This is a genomic window from Coleofasciculus sp. E1-EBD-02, from assembly GCF_040218245.1.
Lineage (GTDB): Bacteria > Cyanobacteriota > Cyanobacteriia > Cyanobacteriales > Coleofasciculaceae > Coleofasciculus.
Genome location: NZ_JAVJQN010000190.1, coordinates 1 through 18,283 on the forward strand (window position 1 = coordinate 1; position 18,283 = coordinate 18,283).

The 18,283-nt window shown below is 45.5% G+C and carries 18 protein-coding genes and 1 pseudogene; 9 read left to right on the forward strand and 10 right to left on the reverse strand.

Annotated elements, in window-relative coordinates; all coding sequences use genetic code 11:
- Positions 1–112: 112 nt before the first annotated feature.
- The 4 genes from RIC07_RS29230 to RIC07_RS29245 all read right to left on the reverse strand — a co-directional run bounded on the left by RIC07_RS29230 (position 113) and on the right by RIC07_RS29245 (position 5,231).
- Positions 113–1,660: an urea ABC transporter substrate-binding protein gene (locus RIC07_RS29230; protein WP_446397578.1), complete on the reverse strand. Its 1,548-nt coding sequence runs from the start codon at positions 1,658–1,660 to the stop codon at positions 113–115.
- A 437-nt stretch (positions 1,661–2,097) separates the two neighbouring features.
- Positions 2,098–2,442, reverse strand: coding sequence for a slr1659 superfamily regulator (locus RIC07_RS29235; RefSeq protein ID WP_446376004.1), 345 nt, complete (start codon positions 2,440–2,442; stop codon positions 2,098–2,100).
- A gap of 33 nt (positions 2,443–2,475) precedes the next feature.
- A complete protein-coding gene (locus RIC07_RS29240; protein WP_446397579.1) occupies positions 2,476–3,105 on the reverse strand; it encodes a hypothetical protein in 630 nt (209 codons plus the stop codon).
- 107 nt (positions 3,106–3,212) lie between these two features.
- Entirely contained in the window at positions 3,213–5,231 is a 2,019-nt protein-coding gene (locus RIC07_RS29245) for an alpha-amylase family glycosyl hydrolase (protein WP_446397580.1), read from the reverse strand.
- Positions 5,232–5,304: 73 nt separating this feature from the next.
- Between RIC07_RS29245 and RIC07_RS29250 the strand changes: the two genes are divergently transcribed.
- On the forward strand, positions 5,305–5,484 hold the full coding sequence (locus tag RIC07_RS29250) for a hypothetical protein (RefSeq protein WP_446397581.1): 180 nt from the start codon (positions 5,305–5,307) through the stop codon (positions 5,482–5,484).
- A 149-nt stretch (positions 5,485–5,633) separates the two neighbouring features.
- A complete protein-coding gene (locus RIC07_RS29255) occupies positions 5,634–6,470 on the forward strand; it encodes a sulfurtransferase (protein ID WP_446397582.1) in 837 nt (278 codons plus the stop codon).
- Positions 6,471–6,585: 115 nt separating this feature from the next.
- Here RIC07_RS29255 and ubiG read toward each other — a convergent pair whose 3' ends face one another.
- Complete coding sequence (gene ubiG, locus RIC07_RS29260) at positions 6,586–7,338, reverse strand: bifunctional 2-polyprenyl-6-hydroxyphenol methylase/3-demethylubiquinol 3-O-methyltransferase UbiG (protein WP_446397583.1); 753 nt, start codon at positions 7,336–7,338, stop codon at positions 6,586–6,588.
- A gap of 145 nt (positions 7,339–7,483) precedes the next feature.
- On the opposite strand from ubiG, the gene RIC07_RS29265 reads away from it, so the two are divergent.
- Positions 7,484–8,218 carry a TIGR04283 family arsenosugar biosynthesis glycosyltransferase gene (locus RIC07_RS29265; RefSeq protein WP_446397584.1) on the forward strand — a complete coding sequence of 245 codons (735 nt, stop codon included), beginning with the start codon at positions 7,484–7,486 and terminating at the stop codon, positions 8,216–8,218.
- Positions 8,219–8,336: 118 nt separating this feature from the next.
- Here RIC07_RS29265 and RIC07_RS29270 read toward each other — a convergent pair whose 3' ends face one another.
- From RIC07_RS29270 to RIC07_RS29290, 5 genes and pseudogenes are all read right to left on the reverse strand, one after another.
- The gene (locus RIC07_RS29270; protein WP_446397585.1) at positions 8,337–9,047 is read right to left on the reverse strand and encodes a DUF547 domain-containing protein; all 711 of its coding nucleotides are present in this window, start codon (positions 9,045–9,047) and stop codon (positions 8,337–8,339) included.
- 224 nt (positions 9,048–9,271) lie between these two features.
- A complete protein-coding gene (gene sir / locus RIC07_RS29275; protein ID WP_446397586.1) occupies positions 9,272–11,176 on the reverse strand; it encodes a sulfite reductase, ferredoxin dependent in 1,905 nt (634 codons plus the stop codon).
- Between the two features lie 325 nt (positions 11,177–11,501).
- A pseudogene (locus RIC07_RS29280) lies at positions 11,502–11,663 on the reverse strand (selenium-binding protein SBP56-related protein); the annotation flags it as partial.
- A gap of 87 nt (positions 11,664–11,750) precedes the next feature.
- Complete coding sequence (locus tag RIC07_RS29285) at positions 11,751–12,230, reverse strand: molybdenum cofactor biosynthesis protein MoaE (RefSeq protein ID WP_446397587.1); 480 nt, start codon at positions 12,228–12,230, stop codon at positions 11,751–11,753.
- On the reverse strand, positions 12,196–12,390 hold the full coding sequence (locus tag RIC07_RS29290) for a hypothetical protein (protein ID WP_446397588.1): 195 nt from the start codon (positions 12,388–12,390) through the stop codon (positions 12,196–12,198). The genes RIC07_RS29285 and RIC07_RS29290 overlap by 35 nt, the downstream gene beginning before the upstream one ends.
- A gap of 307 nt (positions 12,391–12,697) precedes the next feature.
- Between RIC07_RS29290 and pipX the strand changes: the two genes are divergently transcribed.
- The 6 genes from pipX (at position 12,698) to RIC07_RS29320 (ending at position 18,279) form a co-directional block, all read left to right on the forward strand.
- Positions 12,698–12,961, forward strand: a complete 264-nt coding sequence (pipX, locus tag RIC07_RS29295) for a transcriptional coactivator PipX (protein WP_006103405.1) — start codon at positions 12,698–12,700, stop codon at positions 12,959–12,961.
- A 66-nt stretch (positions 12,962–13,027) separates the two neighbouring features.
- Complete coding sequence (locus RIC07_RS29300) at positions 13,028–13,699, forward strand: YggS family pyridoxal phosphate-dependent enzyme (protein ID WP_446397589.1); 672 nt, start codon at positions 13,028–13,030, stop codon at positions 13,697–13,699.
- Between the two features lie 336 nt (positions 13,700–14,035).
- A complete protein-coding gene (locus RIC07_RS29305) occupies positions 14,036–14,620 on the forward strand; it encodes a cell division protein SepF (RefSeq protein ID WP_446346916.1) in 585 nt (194 codons plus the stop codon).
- Between the two features lie 51 nt (positions 14,621–14,671).
- On the forward strand, positions 14,672–15,493 hold the full coding sequence (proC, locus tag RIC07_RS29310) for a pyrroline-5-carboxylate reductase (protein ID WP_446397590.1): 822 nt from the start codon (positions 14,672–14,674) through the stop codon (positions 15,491–15,493).
- A 182-nt stretch (positions 15,494–15,675) separates the two neighbouring features.
- Positions 15,676–16,635: a glycosyltransferase family 2 protein gene (locus RIC07_RS29315; protein WP_446397591.1), complete on the forward strand. Its 960-nt coding sequence runs from the start codon at positions 15,676–15,678 to the stop codon at positions 16,633–16,635.
- 33 nt (positions 16,636–16,668) lie between these two features.
- Entirely contained in the window at positions 16,669–18,279 is a 1,611-nt protein-coding gene (locus tag RIC07_RS29320; RefSeq protein ID WP_446397592.1) for a glycosyltransferase family 39 protein, read from the forward strand.
- Positions 18,280–18,283: the final 4 nt, after the last annotated feature.

An 18,283-nucleotide genomic window follows, 5' to 3' on the forward strand; every position in this document is an offset into this window, starting at 1 on the left:
GAACCGACTCCTGTGCAAAGGAAAGCTTTAGATTTATTGGGCGTTAGCCTGATTTGTACCCAGTGAACCCGAAAGTCAAATCGCCCTAAGCCGGGATACGCATACAGTGTAGCTATTTGTCAAAGGGGAACTTCAGATTAAAATAGGTCGGATAGTCCGCCACAGCGAGTTCAATCCCTTGGCTGTGTTGGTTGTGATTCTTGTCAAATAGGTCAAGACATTGGAGTTTGCTTCCGGTTTTATCGAATAACCAAATCCCCGTGCGTTCAACGCCCAGACTTTGTACACCAGCTTGAGTAATTTCAGCGAAAGCGGCGTTTAAATCGCCTTGATGGATAGCGGGACTTTTCGCTAATTGGGTTAAGACTCGGTTATGATTCCGCAGCGCGATCGCACTTTCCCGTAAGGCTTGTTCGGCTTGCTGTAATTTTTGCGTCAAGGCTTCAAGTTGGCGGGATTTTTGCTCCGACAGCCAGGTTTCTTGAATCCCTTGGCTGACTTGAGATAACATTTCAATCACCAAGTCTGATTGATTAAAGTTAAGTTCTTCAACGCCTAACCAAGGAAGCGGTTTAATCGGTGTTTGACTCCTGTGGATCACCTGAAATTGTCCACCGGGTAAAACTTGTCCAATATAGGAATGTTTGCCAACATGATGATTGGGTTGAATTTGAATCAATCCCCCCGGTGCGGCAAAACTCTGACCATAAGCTGCCAACCGCACCTGATCAACGGTAAAGGATTGGGCAGATTCGACGGCTAATTTCCACAGGAAAACTTGACTATAAGCCGCTTCAATTGGATCAGACGTAACTCGATCTGTGCCATATCGCGCCTGAAATTCCTGCACAAACCGATTATTTTTCGGCGTATTTAAACTTTGGAAATAACTCCAACTGGCATAATGTCCAACAGCCGCATCCTCCATCGTTTGCAGTTCCACTTCTGCGACACTTACCGCCAGAATCGGAATGTCCTCAGCAGTTATCCCAGCATCTCGGTATTGACGATAGAAAAATTGATTTCCTTGTCCATTCAGGGTATTGAAAACAACATCCGGCTGGGTTTGCTGAATGCGTGCGATCGCGCCACTAAAATCTGTCTCTGCTAAATCAACATAGTCTTCGCCAACGACTTCCCCACTTTGTTGCTTGAGTTGACAGGTGATAATCTTATTTAAAGTACGGGGAAAAACATAATCGGAACCCAGCAGATAGAATCGTTTTCCTTTGTGAGATAGTAACCAACTGACGGCGGGTTCCACTTGTTGATTGGGACAAGCGCCCGTATAAAAGATGTTAGTAGACTGTTCTAATCCTTCATACTGTACTGGATACCAGAGGAGAGCATTCAATGTCTCAACTATGGGTTTAACCGCTTTACGAGTAGCCGATGTCCAACAGCCAAAAATGGTAGTTATTCCCTCAAATTGAATCAATTGTTGGGCTTGGCGGGCAAATTCTGCCGGATCAGACGCACCGTCAACCACAAGCGGCTCAATCGGTTCACCCAAAACGCCTCCAGCTTGATTGATTTGTGCGATCGCCATCAGTGCTGCATCAATTAATGGTCTCTCACTCAGAGCTATTGTGCCAGTTTGGGAATGCAAGATACCAACTCGCACTCCCGATGCAGAAGATGGTTGGTTTAAAGGCAACATGATCAAAGCCTACGGTTATTTTATACAGAGTGTATGAGGAATCCATAGATAGTCCTTTTCAAGGCAATTGAGTGGCAACCAGGAGTTTTTGCCAAATTAAATTTGGTTCACAGAAAAATACAGGGAAAAATCCAAGTCCTATTTTTATTAAACCAGCCGCCAAATCTCTTAGTCAAACTGATAAATTTTAATTATGGTACTCCCTAATTCAGGACTATCAATCACTACTCAGATTGTCCTAATAATATTGTACTTTAGTTCAACGTAATTAGTTCAGGAAAATTGAGGGTAAATATTTTAGGTGTTTGAGAGGTATTTCAGGTAAATTCAGATATATTGAGTTCAGATCTAATTCACTTTGTAAGATTATGTTTGTCTAAACCGTTATTATTTCCTTCCACCTTGTCACCTTCCTGCTTTCTCCCTGCCTTCTTGCACTACTCCCACTCCACTTTTAAATTGGGCATCAACCGTTGCCAGTTACTTAAAAGCTTTTCTTGCCAGGGCATTTGTGTTGAACCTTTAACCCTTAGCTGAGTCGTTTTTTGTTTGCGTACACGAATCACAAATCGAGACAAAACACTCATACCCGAACTGTTGAGAAATTCGAGCTGCTGTAGGTTCATCGTAATTAGGGGAAGTTCTTGAACCATAACCTGATCTAGTAATCCCTCGATGGGTTTATAATCATTAATTAAACTTTCCCGCAACAAACCCTTGAAGTTCACAGTTGCCGTTGTTGGTTCATACCATACCGTGTAGTCTTCGGTCTGAATGTTCATGCGATATACTCCATCCTAGTCCTGATCACTTAATTACGTCGTTAGCTGTACCATCGTTGTAACTGTTTTCAATTCAGAGTTTTGGTTAATGGTTTCAATTTTCCATCCCAACTTAGCACTATAATCATTAGTCATGCTGAGAAAACCCAACTGAGATTGCTCACTATTCTCTTCAGCACCTTTTTCTAATTGACGAAAATAAAATTCATTAACCGATTGTCCAGTAATCCCATGAATCACGCCTTGCAAATACCCTTGAGTAAACGTACATACAGGACAGTTTGACTCAATAAATCCGGCTTTCCATCCTTCGACAAAATGGGAACTACTGGAAGACACTATCCCTTGATCAAGTTGAGAAAAGTCCAAATGTCCATATCCTAAGTGAGCATAGAGTTTGGCGGCTATTTGCCATTTATCGGCTAAGGTATCCTCCGGCTCAATAAAACTATGGATATAATCGGAAAATATTTCTTCAGCCGCCGATAAAATAATCAGTTTTCCATTAATTTGCTTAGTACCTTCGATAATATTTTGCAGGCGAGCATTATAATGATGGCAGTGAATCACGACATCTTTTTTACCAATAAGGCGGCGATATGTATGAGGGTCAAACTCTAACTTAAAGCGGTTGGTTAAGTCTTGTTTTGCTGTAGTATTCATTAGTTGTGAGTGAGCAACCACCGCAAAGGAAAGAGACGTTCCGGTGGAACGTCTCTACAAGGTTAAATCAGGGATAATGTTGTAGCTGATGTTACCGTAAAAAAAAATTAAATCAGAGCATACACCTTGGCTTCCCATGGGAAAATCGGTTCTCTGCCCACCCATTCAGGAGGAACGATGCGGTCTTGGGTAATTTCTTTCCACTGCTTGCCTGCTGGAGTGGGAGACCAATTCGGGACTTTATATTCAGACCCGACAGGCGTTCCATAGTCGGAGAAATTAGCCACAACAATCACGCATTCATCCGCCTTTTTACCACGCCGCCAGACTAAAACCCGTTTACCTTCATGGAAATCAGCATGAATAAACTCATTATCATTCACCGCTAACGCCTGAGATGAGGTGCGGAAACGAACTAACCGCGCCACATACTGAAAGATGCGTTGTCGCCAATCTTCTTGGACTCGACTATAGTTAACCGGGTCAACCTGTTTATGATCTGCATGTTCATCCGTAATATCGAGATCTTGCTGATCCCCAAATTCATCCCCTGCCAAAATCATCGGAATACCAACAGCCGTTAAAAGGCAGACAAATGCTAGCTTAATCCGGGGTTCAGTATCGTAAATTCCATTATTGATCAGGTAGTTATAGAAGCGCTCATTCCCCAAACCACCTACATCATGGGATGTGAGATAATTCACTGCTTGAGCGCTATCAGTGAAGCCGAGAAAACGGCAATCAATGAGTTTGCGGACACTCCATTCAAAACTAGAGTCATTAAACGCATTATTGCCTAAAATAACTTGTCGCAGAATCTGCTTGAACTTTTCGTTCCACAGTCCATCTAAGCGATTTTGGTGAACCAAGGCTAAGGGAACACTTAATTCTTCACCAACAACCAAAAAATGCTTACTTGAACCGCCCCGTTTTTCCCAAATGGTGCGGGCTAACTCTCGAAAATGCTGCAAAAAGTCATAATTTCCTACATTATTAACACTATCCAGTCGCAAACCATCCACCCGATAGTAGTTTAGCCAATGAGCCATATACGCTTTCATATATTCACGGGCTGGCACAAACCAGGATTTTTTGCCCAGAATTGGATGATACCCTTCGTTCCAATAGTTGTACTTAAATAAATCCCCGCCAAAACCATCACGACCGGCTTGTTCAGGATCACGTTTGGGATCACCTGCTGGTCGCCATTGGACATAAAAATCCAGAAAATTGATGTTTTGATACGGATTATTTCGGGAAAACGCCATCACCATATCAACAAAGAAACGCATTCCCAATTGATGACACACTTTAATTAAATGGGCTAAATCCGTGGATGCAGTTGGCGCATCTTGACCTTCTGGATGTCCTAAATCAAAATCAGCCGCAAAAAAGTTAGCCGTACCATAGCCCCATTCCAGCTTGTCATCACTATCGGCTGGGGGTAATAATTCTAAGGCATTGACTCCTAATTCCATCAGATGCGCTTTCCCATCTGTTAAAGCCTCAACATGGCAAAAATTAGGAGATGCAGTTTGAGGTTGCAACAAAGACAGCACATCCTGAAACGTACCGATTCCGACCTCTCGATTGTCCTCTGTTTTCCCTTGAGTCCAACGGGTTGGTAGTTCATAGATAACCAGTTGATTGTTCGCGGGTAAGGTGTCTAATGGGGGTTCTCCTTCCCAATTCACCGTTTGTCCCCCCGGATCACAGGGTATTAATGAGCCATTCTGATACAAAATAACACTGGCAGGATCATGACTGGCAATACCGCCGTCCTCATCAGGAATGGGGGCGATGATCCGGCGGTCTACAGTTGTGGCGGTTGGATCGGTGCAATAGAGAACTTTGTTAATATTGTCTGGGTTATAGGGTTCCGTGTTGTGGATTTTAAACCAGTACAGGTAAACTTGCCCGTCTGTCAAACCACAGGCTTTAGCGGAGATTTCCCACAACTCAGGGAACTCTGGAGATTGGCTGAGGGGGTATTCCCCAACTTTCTCGAATCGATTTGAAGCCTTAGCTGAAGGTTTCGCAATGTAAACGCTGGGCGGTGGTTGGGATATACCCGGACGCCACAAGACGAAGTGGGTTTGCTTGCGGCTCAATAGATCGACGAGCATAGTATGGGTCTCCTGAGTGGGAATCTTACTTTAGGTTGATCCGTACAACCGACCACCATTCTATTCTGGAGAGTTGAAAAGTCAATTGTCGGGTTTCCCTTTAGCCACTGTAGGGGCGGATTTAGGTGGAATGGTACTGACTGGTATGCTGGTGGGTTTCGACTTCGCTCAACCCACTCTACGGTATATCAAGGGTTTCGGCGATTCCAAAAGGCTTAAGTCAGTGCCATTAGGTTTAGGGTATCAATTGTAGGGGCGGGTTTAGGGACTAAATTCAACTATTCACCAATAACGGAACAACAAAACCCGCCCTCCTCACCGATAAATGAACAACAAAACCCGCCCTCCTCACCAATAACGGAACAACAAAACCTACCCCATCTTCCCATAACCAACCCAATCATGATCCAACTCCAACATCGCTGGGTCGTCAATGCAGCCGAAGCCAAGGAACTCATCGAACAAAACGCCGCAACTGTGCTGGATGTCCGCCAGCCGATATCCTGGTTTTTCAGTCATGTTCCTGGTGCGGTTTGGTTGGGATGGTGGCAATTCTTAGAGCAACTGTTACCCCCTAACGGAAAACTGCTCAAAGACTCAAAGATACTCGAAGAAAAACTGCGGCGGTTAGGTATCTGTAACCGTAAACCTGTTATCGTGATTGGCAATCCCCCGAATAACTTTGGCGAAGAGGGGCGAGTGGTGTGGATGTTGCGGACTCTGGGACACCCGCAAGCAGCTTTCGTTAATGGCGGACAGGCGGCGCTAGTTAAAATAGGAGTTCCCACGGTTTGGGGATTGACTCGTCCAGCACCTGGAGACTTTGTGGTAAACCCTACACCCTTATGGACGATTCAGCGCCATCAACTGCAAGACAATTTGACAACCCAAGCGTATATTGTCCTGGATAGCCGTTCACCGGAAGAATTTGCAGGCGCTACCCCCTACTGTGAAAAACGGGGTGGACATATTCCTGGTGCTGTGCATTTCCATTTCCGGGATTTGATGGATAAAAAAGGGTACTTACTTTCCCCAGAGGAAATTATGACTCAGTTACATCAACGGGGATGCGATCGCGAGACTCCCATTGCTACCTATTGTACAGGGGGTGTGCGCTCTGCCTTTATTGTTGCGGTGCTAACTGAGTTAGGGTATTCCTGTGTGAAAAACTATGCTGGTTCGATGTGGGAATGGTCAGCTTATCCGGCTAAGACTCATCCTCTAAATAGGAGTTGCTGAATAAGTATTATGGTTAGGGAAGGGAACTGCTTAACAGGGAACTGCTTAACAGCTTTCTTGTGCTTTCAACCCCTAAACTCTACTGTATTCGTTCAACCAGCGCCTTTATTTTTACCTATCCCGGCTTCACGGCTTTGCCAATATACATCAGAGATGTATCATCACTGATTTTAGCTTGAAATCCTCCAGTCTTTTTATAGTGGATATAAGCCCGAATATTTTGATAGAAAGAAATCCCAAACAAGTCAAATCCTTTGATATCTATATCATCAAAGCCAACTTGCCATAAAAAATCCCTTAATTCTTGCGGTTGAATGAATTTGTGCCAATCATGCACACCAATGGGTATTTCTTGTAAAATATCTTCCAACAAAAATATAAATATTAGTTGTGATTTGAAATTTCGGTTAATGGTATCAAAAAAGAAGTATCCCTGCGGTCGCAAAACTCGATAAATTTCTGCTACTGTCTTTTGCCAATCGACAACATGTTCTAAGACATCCACACAAATGACAGCATCAAATGTATCATTCTGCCAAGGTAAAGCTTCAGCTTGCCCAGCTTTGTAGTCAATCTCCCAGGCCTGAGTTGCGGCATGGTTTTGAGCGCTGATGATGCATGGATAAGAGCGGTCAATTCCGGAGACAATTGCTCCTTTTGCTGCCATAAATTCACAAGAATATCCCCCGCCACAGCCAACATCTAAAACCTTCAAGCCTTGCCAGTCTTTAACATAAGAATCAAAAAAAGTAAATCGAGGTGAATTGAGATAAGAAAGGGTATATATTTTTTCATTGGGTTGCCACCATCGATCAGCCATCCGGTCATAAAACTCTAAATCATTTCGTTTTCTGGGGTGGTTTTTCATTACTTCAAGGCAAAATCTATATATTTATCCTATTTTGAAAGCTATAAGTAAGCTGTCAAACATTTAAATTGGGAATGAGTGGCGAGCAAGATGCTCGCATTACAACAGTTTTTCCGACTACTTAGACCAACACTATCGAGCAATCATGTCATCTTCTGTGTCTATTATCATTCCCACCCTAAATGAGGCAAGTTGTTTAGAACGCACCTTGCGCCATCTCAATGTGTTGACGCCTCCTGCTTTAGAGGTGATTGTGGTGGATGGTGGAAGTGAAGACGAGACCGTCGCGATCGCGTCATCCGCCGGAGTACAGGTTATACTCTCTCAGGACGCTGGACGTTCGATCCAGATGAACCAAGGCGCACAGCAGGCAAAAGGAGAGGTTCTCTGTTTTCTTCATGCTGACACATTAGTACCTGATGACTTAATATCACTCATCCAACAGACTTTAACTGACCCCACTGTTGTCTGTGGTGGATTTATCTCCCTGATGGCGGGTTCACGAACAACGCGCTGGGGAATATCGTTGCATAATTACCTGAAAACCTATTACGCGCCTCTACTGTTTCGACCTCATTTATTTGGTCGAGGATTGCGCCTACTGTTTGGGGATCAAGTGATGTTTGTTCGCCGCTTCGATTTCTGGGACTGTGGTGGGTTTGATTGCACGTTACCAATTATGGAAGAGGCAGATTTGTGTCTGAAGTTGGTCAAGCGGGGACGAATTCGTTTGGTGAATCGAGTGGTTCAGAGTTCTGATCGCCGAGTGGCACGTTGGGGATCACTGAAAGCGACAGCGATTTACGTTTATGTGGGTGTTTTGTGGGGGTTGGGGATGCCCGCAGCTTATCTGAAAAAATTTTACCAGGATATTCGCTGATCGTTCTGACTTTTCACGGTATGTGGCGCAACGTGATTGTGAATTTTGTAGGGGCGGGTTTCACTACTATCTTTTTGGTGGTAACCCGATGTAACTAAACCCGCCCCTACTCAGGTTTCTAGACTTCCCCTGAAAAGTAAGGCTGATCATTAAGTGTCCAGTCGTAGTCCAGGTAAATAATAGGAGTATCAGACGCGATCGCACTCTCAGTGTTCAGGTAAGTGCGGATATAATCGGGGATGGAGTCAGCGACGTTGAGAAAGTCATCCCCGTACCATTTGAAGATGCGACTACAGTAAAGGGTTTGATTCGATTGATTGTATCGAACTTTATCAGGATTATTAATAAATCGGCTGGCGTCTTCCTCTAATTGGCTGCGTACTGATTCTGCCCAATACGCACCAGTACGCAGCAAGGGACAGCCAATCGCTGCACAAACCAAGGCAAAATGGATGCGGGGTTCATTGAATTCGCGGCGAATAATTTTATGTTCGATTTGATTGAGGGTGTAACGGCGATTGGGTGGCAAAGGATGGCTGAAGAACCAGAGAAAGGCTAACCAGTTTGGGATACCGAAAATCCGGGGGAGGATGGAGTTCATCGGGTAGCGTGCCAAAACGGAAGCGATAACAGAAGCATTGTAGAGGTTAATCCATAGCGCTAATCGTTCATCGGGATTGGAGAGAGATTTGGGTTCGAGTTGTTCTACAGTCCATAGCCAATTCATCAGGGTTTGGGATGACTGCTGTGACCAATCCTGATAATTGACGTGACCATTTTCATCAACGTATTGGCGTAGGAGTTGATCCCAAACTGTAAAATCAATCATACTTAGGGTCTGCTGAATAAATCTTGTGGTGGGGAGAGGGAATAGGGAACACCTCGGACTTCGGCGTGAGCGCGGACCCCTGAGCCTGTCGAAGTTCAGTCGAACGCTTACCTCGACTTCGCTCAGTAACACGCTCGGTGTGTCACAGGGAACAGACGGTATTTGATAAAGGGCACGATAGTATCGTGCCCCTACCCAATCAATCTTAATCAGTTAAGCCCGATTTAAGATGACTGATTGAGAAACGCCTCGATCGCGTCGGCGGCGAGATGGCTAATCGGCTTCCCTTGACTGGCGGCGGCATCTTTGAGACGGCTGTAAAGGTCATCATTGAGGGAAATCCGATGTCGGGTTTTCTTGATGGGTTTTGGGAATTCGTAATTGGCAGAATACTCCCGAATCGCATCAAAACCTACGCGATCGCAAAAATCACCGAAACTTTCCCCCAGTTCGCGCTGTTGCTTGAATTGCATGAACATGGGTTCGAGGAAGGATTCGAGTTCTTCAATCGGCAGTTTTTCGATATAGGCTTGTGCTAACCGGGTCTGATCCGGTGAACCGCCTAACCACATTTGATATTTTCCTGGCGCACTCCCGACGAATCCTAATTCTGCCATGTAAGGTCTGGCACATCCATTGGGACATCCCGTCATCCGAATGACAAAATGGTCATCCTTTAATCCTAGTTTGTCCAACAATGTCCGAATTCGCACCGTAATCCCCGGAATTGCTCGTTCTGATTCAGTAATCGCTAAGCCACAGGTGGGAAGGGCGGGACAAGCCATGGAATAGCGGACTAAGGGTTCAATTCCCTCTGGGGTGATTTGCACCCCATGTTGGTTGAGAATCTGTTCGATGGTTTGCTGCTGGGAGGGTTCAATCTCATACAGAATCGCATTGTGATTAGGCGTCATCCGCATGGGCAGGTCAAATTGCTTGACAATTTCCCGCAGGGCTGTTTTTAGTCGGAAATTACCCTCATCTTTAATTCGCCCATTCTCAATGGAAATGCCTAAAAATAACTTACCGTCTCCTTGCTCATTCCATCCCAGATAGTCTTTGTATTTAAAGGCAGGGAGGGGTTTGTAGGGGGCGATAGGCTTACCGAAGTAGTCTTCAACCTTGGCGCGGAACTTATCAACGCCCCAATCATTGATCAGGTACTTCATCCGGGCATGACGACGATTCACGCGATCGCCATAGTCTCGCTGAGTTGCAACAATCGCTTTGATCAAGTCGAAGATATCATCTTTTGCCACATAACCAATCGGATCAGCCATACGGGCAAAGGTTTCTTCCTTATTATGGGTGCGCCCTAAACCACCACCTGCGAGAACATTAAATCCTTCCAATTCTCCCTGCTGATTCATCATCACCACCAAGCTGACGTCTTGGGTGTAGAGATCAACGGAGTTATCGCCGGGAACGGTAACACTACACTTAAACTTACGGGGCATATAATGTTCCCCGTAAATCGGTTCTTCTTTATCTGGGAATATCGTACCATTACCATTACGTTGACGCGCCGCTTTCACCTCTGGGGCTTCTTCAGCACTAATTGCCTTTTCCCCATCCAGCCAAATTTCATAATAAGCGCCCGTCTGAGGGGTTAATAAATCGGCAATTTTATCGGCATACTCCCAGGCACATTGGTAGTCAGGACGAGTCTTGAACGGCGCAGGAGGTGCCATGACGTTGCGGTTTAAGTCCCCGCAAGCGCCCAGGGTTGAACCCATATTGCGAACAATGGCGGCAATTGTTGCCTTTAAGTTCTTTTTGAGAATGCCGTGAAGCTGAAACCCTTGGCGAGTGGTGACTCGCATGGTATGGTTCCCGTACTCATCAGAGAGTTGATCCAGCGTCAGATAGAGTTGGGGGGGGATAAACCCGCCGGGAGAACGGGTTCGCAGCATGAACTGATAATCTTTTTCTTGCCCTTTAACCCGGTTATCGCGGTTATCTTGCTGGTAGGAACCATGAAATTTAAGAATTTGTACGGCATCACCACTGAAATGGGTGGTGTCTTCCAGCAACTCACTGGCTACGGGTTCGCGTAAGCAGTTACTGCGTTCTTTTATGCCTTCAAGTTTAGACGTTTTCTGTACAGAGGGATTCTGAGATACAACCATGGATGCTATAAGTCCGAACGGATCAGCTATATTACCGTAACTCTATCGGGATTACGTTGAATATTCTGATCCTAATACCTGTGTTATATGTGTGGGCGCGACTTTTTAGATAAATTAAGATTGCTCTGTTGAGGTTCAATAATCCCGACAATGGCACAATAGATACAGAACACGGGTATCGCACCGTTGAACTCCGACGACACAACCAGCACCCCATTGTAATAAGGGATGGCGATATCTCAACCAATCCGTCAATCCTAAATCCAAATATCAGACGTAGCATCCCCGCCGGGATAGCGCATCTCATGGGCGCGGGCGGGTCCGTCCCGACGTATCCGTGGGTGCTACCTGGATTGTGGTGAAAACGGACTTCTAAGGGAATTAAACCCTCTTCGCCCAGGTCTACGGTTTGAATAATATCGTGGGTTTCCCAATCCCAGAAGTTAAGCTGTTGACCATATTTACCCGCCACCACATCATTCAAATTTCCCCAATTAACCTAAATGAAATCGGTGGAAATAATTTAAGTTCGTGGCAGGGAGCATCATTTGTTACGTCCTGCAAACCTTCACGTTCAGCAAGGCTCATTGACTTGTTCACAGGCGCCAATACTCACCCAGGTACTGGCACCATCTTGATAGTGTTCTTTTTTCCAGATGGGAGCGTTATGTTTTAAAGTATCAATGGCATATTTACAGGCAGCAAAGGCTTCGGAACGATGGGGACAGCCGACGGCAACTAAGACGCTAATTTCGCCAATTTGTAGGCGTCCGATGCGATGGTGAATGACGACGCGATTGACATCAGCCCACGTCTGTCGAATGTCTTGGGCAATGGTGGCAAATACGCGCAATGCCATGGGTTCATAGGCTTGATATTCCAGTGATACAACAGGTTTGCCTTCGGTTTGGTTGCGGACGGTGCCACTCATGACGACGACAGCACCATTGGCAGGATCATCGGCGAGGGTATAGACATCGGCGAGGGATAGGGGCGCAAAGGTTATGGCGAAGCTATCATTAGTTTGTGGTTTTTTGGGAGAGGCTATAGACATGGCGATTTTGCGGGTAGATGGAGAATATTTTCTTTTTAGCGCACAGGTGCAGGGAGATTCCAATATTGCTGCGATAGGCTCTAATTGAACAATTCCCCCCAGCTCCCATAGCGCCGTGGCACGTCTCTACTCCCCCAGCTTCCTTAATTGCCAAAGGCACGCTATCCCTCCTCTCCCTCCTGAGCTGGCAAAGGATCTGCTGAGGGAGGGGTTTCACGCGAAATTACAATGACCAGAGGATGTTTTAAGGGATGCTAAGCATGATATAACCTTTTGAGGATAGTAGCACTCTGAAGGGCTGTGGTAAGTTTGGGGCAATCAATAATAACGCTGTAAACTAATTTAGCTGATCTCTTGCTGACCTATTGATAATTGTGTTTAACAATGACTAACCTATACGGCATCTCTTCCCATACTTATTCTCTTATGTCCAATCTGTTGTCTAACAGGTCTATCGCAGGGTTTTAATGGAAACCTATCTAAATCATCCAACCTTTGGTTTACTTTTTCGCGTTTGCATGGTTGAAGACAACCAGGAACTGTTCACTACCCTTTACGCCCAGCGTCTATTTTTTTTGGTGACGACAGGCTCGAATGGTTTGGCGTTTGAACCGATTAGTCGTTCAGATGCTCGTCATTTGGTGGAAAATCGTCTCCGCATTCTCCGTCGTATGGGTGCATCCAAAGATTTTGAGCAGCTTCAGAAAATTCATAAGCAAACATTCCAGTGAGCAGTAGCGGTTGATTTTTGGATGATTCACTCTCTCTCGTGACTCCCTTATTGCTCATCTCACATCATGACAGGCTCAATTCCAGAACGTATTGCTCAGATTCGCCAACAGCTACCGCCCGACGTGCGGTTAATTGCTGTGACTAAACGAGTATCGGTAGAGGCGATACGCGAAGCCTATCAAGCTGGCGTGCGAGATTTTGGCGAGAGCCAAGTTCAAGAGGCGGCGGCTAAACAGGATGAACTGCAAGATTTGCCTGACATTACCTGGCATTTGATCGGACATCTTCAGAGCAATAAGGCAAAAAAAGCTTTAACTCAATTTCAGTGGATTCATTCCTGTGACAGCCTCAAGTTAGCCCAGCGACTGAATCAATTAGCTTGTGAGTTGGCTGTCACTCCCCAAATCTGTCTCCAAGTCAAAATTATGCCTGATCCCCATAAATATGGTTGGACGATACCGGAATTGCTAGAGGCTTTACCTGAACTGGATCAGTGTAAGGCGTTGCAAATTCAAGGATTAATGACGATTCCCCCGTTGGGATTGTCCCGCCAGGAAACTCTGGGTGTCTTTGAGCGGACTCGGGATCTGGCGAATGAAATTGGACAGCAAAATTGGTCGAATTTGCGAATGCATCAGCTTTCTATGGGAATGTCAGAGGATTACGCCCTAGCCATCCAAGCGGGTGCAACGATGGTACGACTCGGGCGAATTATTTTTGGTGAACGCGGGGATTAAGTCGGTGAGGAATGGAGCGATTAATTAGCATCATGAGTAAGCAACTGCTGTATAGTGCCAAAATAACTCTTATGATATGTATTGTCTTGTAAGTAATCCCTGAGTGTTTTCACCGTTATGGGCATAGAACTACCCGTTTGATTAGAAGCGGGTGTATACTAAGGGCTTACTTTTGACAAGCTCCGGTGGTAGGAAATGTTAGGCGATCGCGGGGTAAGCTAGCCGTTTGCTTGGGGTTTCGGTCTCAACCCGCAAGAGTTAAGAACCGATACCTCAACGAGGGTCGATTCTAGCGTTTCCCGACAAACCCTAAAGTTGTGATGGAGAGTAGATCCAATGAACAATATTTTTAACAAGCTGCGAGATTTTGTGGTCGGTCCTAATGATCCCGAATATGAGTATGAATACGAGGACGTGGATGGTGAGACCTATCAAAATCTCTATCAGCAAGAACCACCTATGCCAGCGCCTGCGGAGGAAGAACGTCCTCCTCGACGTCGGGTTCGGGAACGTCCTGTTGTAGGATCGGATTCAGGAATGGGAGCGGTAAACATGAATAATGTGATTGGTATGCCGGGAGCGGTAAACGGGATTTCGGAAGTCGCCGTGATTGAGCCGCGTTCGTTTGAAGAAATGCCCCAGGTGATTCAAGCTCTGCGAGAACGCAAGTCTGTGGTTTTAAATCTCACCATGATGGACCCTGATCAAGCTCAACGAGCTGTGGATTTTGTGGCGGGCGGAACTTATGCGATCGACGGTCATCAAGAGCGCATTGGTGAGAGTATTTTCCTCTTTACACCAAGCTGTGTACAGGTAAGTACTCAATCGGGTGTCATTCACGAAGTCGCCGAACAAACTCGTGGGTCACGTTCAGCGCCTCCTCCCAGTTGGACGTCTGAGCCGGAACGTATGGCTCAGTAATTCAATTGAGATTGTCGAACATCGAATGTCGGTTCACGAAAGGAAGGGTGGGTGTCTATCAAACTTGGTATAATCGGCGGCGGGGTAATGGGAGAAGCGATTTTATCCCGCCTGCTCGCACAGCAAGTTTATCGCTCTGATCAGGTACTGGTCAGTGATCCCCAAGCCCAGCGACGAGAGGATTTAAGCCAACGCTATGGGGTTAATGTCACCTCGGATAACGGGGTGGCGGCGGAAGCTGGCGAGGTTTTACTTTTGGCAATTAAACCTCAAGTGTTTAAGGCGGTAGCGAGTAACTTGTCACAGGATGACCAGAATCCCTCAGCTTCCGAAACCCTGCCTCTGGTGATTTCGATTTTAGCGGGTGTATCTTTAGGGAAACTCGAAGCCGTATTTGAGCATCAGCCAGTGATTCGGGCGATGCCCAATACCCCAGCCACAGTAGGAGCAGGAATAACCGCGATCGCACCCGGAAAAACTGTCACCGCTAAGCATCTACAGGTGGCAAAAACCCTTTTGGGTGCAGTGGGTGAAGTGGTGGAGGTGTCGGAATCCTTAATGGATGCTGTTACTGGGTTATCAGGATCGGGACCGGCTTACGTGGCAGTGATGATTGAAGCCTTAGCCGACGGGGGTGTAGCTGCCGGATTACCCAGAGCGATCGCGTCCAAATTAGCACTTTCCACGGTATGGGGAACGGCACAACTGTTACAGGATAAACAACTCCATCCCGCTCAACTTAAAGATCAAGTGACAAGTCCAGGTGGCACTACAATTGCTGGAATTGCTGAATTGGAGCGTTCTGGTTTCCGTTCGGCGCTGATAGAAGCTGTACAAGCCGCTTATCAGCGCTCTCAACAACTGGGTAAGTAGGATCGTCATTCGTCATTCGTCATTCGTCATTCGTCATACTCGCTCCCTTGAGAAGCAAGCTACGTCATTTGTTATACTTGCTTTTCAAGAATTAAGCTACGTCTTATGTCAGGGTTTGCCTGTTCCTATCAGAATCCACTCTCTTTTAAGGAGTGGAGATGTCAATTCATAGACAATAGACGATGCTGCCAAAGTATTCTTGGATTATTCCCATCTATAACGAAGAAGAAACCCTCCAGGAAATGTATCGTCGGATCAGCGCTGTCGCCGATCGCATGGATGGTCTTGTAGAATTCATTTTAATTAATGATGGCAGTCGCGATCGCTCTCTACAGATTATCCGAGAACTGCACCAGCAGGACAAGCGAGTCTGTTATCTTAGTTTGGCACGTAACTTTGGGCATCAGATGGCGGTAACGGCAGGTCTGAATTTTGCCCGAGGTCAGGTTATTGTCGTCCTAGATGCGGATTTGCAAGATCCACCGGAGTTGATCCCCGATATGGTGGAAAAATGGCGGCAAGGTTATCAAGTGGTGTATGCTCAGCGCATTAAACGCCGAAACGAAAGTGTGTTTAAGCGCTTCACTGCTTATGTATTTTATCGTTTACTCAAGTCTCTAGCCGAGGTGGATATTCCCACAGATACGGGTGATTTTTGTTTAATGGATCGGCAAGTTGTAGATTTGCTCAATGCCATGCCCGAACAAAACCGCTACATTCGAGGCTTGCGATCGTGGGTGGGTTTTCGGCAGACTGCCATTCGGTTTGAACGTGATCCCCGTTTTGCTGGGGATGTCAAATACACCTTTCGTAAATCCCTAGGGTTAGCCGTGAACAGTTTAGTCTCGTTCTCTAAAGTACCGTTACGACTGTCCACCTATCTCGGATTGCTGTCGGCGGCGTTAGCTTTATTCATGTCAGTGTTAGTCCTATACTGGCGTTTAGCCTCACCTAATTCTCCCTTAACAGGATTTGCCACGATCGCGATCGCCATTTTCTTTCTGGGATCAGTTCAGCTCATCAGTATCGGCATATTAGGCGAATATATTGGGCGAATTTATGAAGAGGTCAAAGCCAGACCCCTTTACACCTTAGCAGAAGTGGGTGGTTTCCCTGAGCCATCTAGAGACCCAACCCGTTAATTTTGTCAATAGTCTATAAACAATAAATTGATTATGCCCAAAAAGCATAAATATAATTTCAGGTTATCTAAAAATCCTTGGCATCTCTTAATTATTGTATTATTAGTTCTCGGTATATTCTTTCGATTTGCCAACCTGGAACAAAAACCCTATTGGGGTGATGAAAGCCTCACATCACAACGAATTTCTGGTTATACCGATCAGGATTTCCAAGCGGTAATCTTACAAGGCGAGGAAATGAAGGTAGTCGAAATCCAAGACTATCAACGTCCCAATCCCCAAAGAGGTTTACTTGATGCCATAAATGCTTTTGTGAAACATGGCGAACATCCACCCCTCTATTACTTGACGGCACGATTTTGGATGCAGTTATTTCAAAATGTTGTGACGACGCCCAGAAGTTTGTCGGCTGTGATTAGCGTGGTGGCAATGCCTTGCATCTATTTACTGTGTTGGGAACTATTTGAGTCGTCATTAGTCGGATGGGTTGCCATCGGACTTCTTGCGATTTCTCCCCTTCAGATACTCTATGCCCAAGAAGCACGGCAGTACAGCCTCTGGACAGTGACTGTATTATTATCAAGCTGGGCATTGCTGCGAGCCATGCGTCTCCACAGTAAACTGAACTGGGGAGTTTATGCGGTAACTCTGGCACTGGGATTCTATACGCATTTGATTTCTGTAATTGTTGCGATTGCACATGGCATCTACGTGGTTGTCAATGATAGCTTCCGATTTAGTAAAACGCTGATTGCTTACGTGCTGGCATCTTTGGCAGGGTGCTTACTTTTTCTCCCTTGGATTGGGGTGATGATCGCTGATTCACAAGTCGAAAATCCATCTCCAGGCTGGAGCAAAACACCTACACCACTGCCATCGTTAGTTCAAACTTGGCTGGTGAATATTAGCCACATTTTTGTCGATTTAAATGATAGTTTTGTTTATGGGAACTTATGGATTTATGCCCTGACATCCATTCTCGTTTTATACGCTATTTACTTTTTATGTAATTACACGCCCAAGCGGGTTTGGCTGTTTGTCTGTCTATTAATCGCAGTCCCCGCGTTATTTTTAATACTACCCGACTTATTAGAGGGAGGAAGACGCTCGACTCCGCTGCGATATTTTATCCCGTCTTCTTTGGGCATTCAGATAGCAGTTGCTTACCTACTTTCTAGTAAAATTACTCCGAGTATAAATTTGGGAAATTGGCAACAGAAGCTATGGCAACTAATTACAGTGGTTATCGTTTCAAGTGGAGTTTTTTCTGGCATCCTCATATCCCAATCAGATACATGGTGGACGAAAGGTCGAGAATACTATCATACTGAGGTTGCTAAGATTGTTAATCCCACAGACCAGTCCCTGGTTATAGCAACATGGTTCGATATCCGTACTCTCAGTCATTCACTGGCGCCCCATGTTGTTTTGCAAGATATTCGCCCACTGCAAGAGGTGAATTCTGTAGGCAAGGGTTTCAGTAATGTATTCGTGTACCAGTCTAAAGCGACATTGGACTATTTACTTGAAGAAAATCCCAACTATACAATAGACAAAACCTGGACATGGAAACGGCAAACAACTCCGGTTAATACAACTCAAACGACTCTATGGAAATTAAAGATTAGAGAGGAAAATTCTTAACTAA

Excerpts from the sequence above, each read along its gene's own strand:
- RIC07_RS29265 (WP_446397584.1), top strand. The coding sequence starts at position 7,484 with ATGTCATCTTCTGTGTCTATTATCATTCCCACCCTAAATGAGGCAAGT.
- RIC07_RS29285 (WP_446397587.1), bottom strand. The coding sequence starts at position 12,230 with ATGTCTATAGCCTCTCCCAAAAAACCACAAACTAATGATAGCTTCGCC.
- RIC07_RS29235 (WP_446376004.1), bottom strand. The coding sequence starts at position 2,442 with ATGAACATTCAGACCGAAGACTACACGGTATGGTATGAACCAACAACG.
- pipX (WP_006103405.1), top strand. The coding sequence starts at position 12,698 with ATGGAAACCTATCTAAATCATCCAACCTTTGGTTTACTTTTTCGCGTT.
- RIC07_RS29240 (WP_446397579.1), bottom strand. The coding sequence starts at position 3,105 with ATGAATACTACAGCAAAACAAGACTTAACCAACCGCTTTAAGTTAGAG.
- sir (WP_446397586.1), bottom strand. The coding sequence starts at position 11,176 with ATGGTTGTATCTCAGAATCCCTCTGTACAGAAAACGTCTAAACTTGAA.
- RIC07_RS29300 (WP_446397589.1), top strand. The coding sequence starts at position 13,028 with ATGACAGGCTCAATTCCAGAACGTATTGCTCAGATTCGCCAACAGCTA.
- RIC07_RS29245 (WP_446397580.1), bottom strand. The coding sequence starts at position 5,231 with ATGCTCGTCGATCTATTGAGCCGCAAGCAAACCCACTTCGTCTTGTGG.
- RIC07_RS29230 (WP_446397578.1), bottom strand. The coding sequence starts at position 1,660 with ATGTTGCCTTTAAACCAACCATCTTCTGCATCGGGAGTGCGAGTTGGT.
- ubiG (WP_446397583.1), bottom strand. The coding sequence starts at position 7,338 with ATGAAAAACCACCCCAGAAAACGAAATGATTTAGAGTTTTATGACCGG.
- RIC07_RS29255 (WP_446397582.1), top strand. The coding sequence starts at position 5,634 with ATGATCCAACTCCAACATCGCTGGGTCGTCAATGCAGCCGAAGCCAAG.
- RIC07_RS29320 (WP_446397592.1), top strand. The coding sequence starts at position 16,669 with ATGCCCAAAAAGCATAAATATAATTTCAGGTTATCTAAAAATCCTTGG.
- RIC07_RS29315 (WP_446397591.1), top strand. The coding sequence starts at position 15,676 with ATGCTGCCAAAGTATTCTTGGATTATTCCCATCTATAACGAAGAAGAA.
- RIC07_RS29270 (WP_446397585.1), bottom strand. The coding sequence starts at position 9,047 with ATGATTGATTTTACAGTTTGGGATCAACTCCTACGCCAATACGTTGAT.
- RIC07_RS29305 (WP_446346916.1), top strand. The coding sequence starts at position 14,036 with ATGAACAATATTTTTAACAAGCTGCGAGATTTTGTGGTCGGTCCTAAT.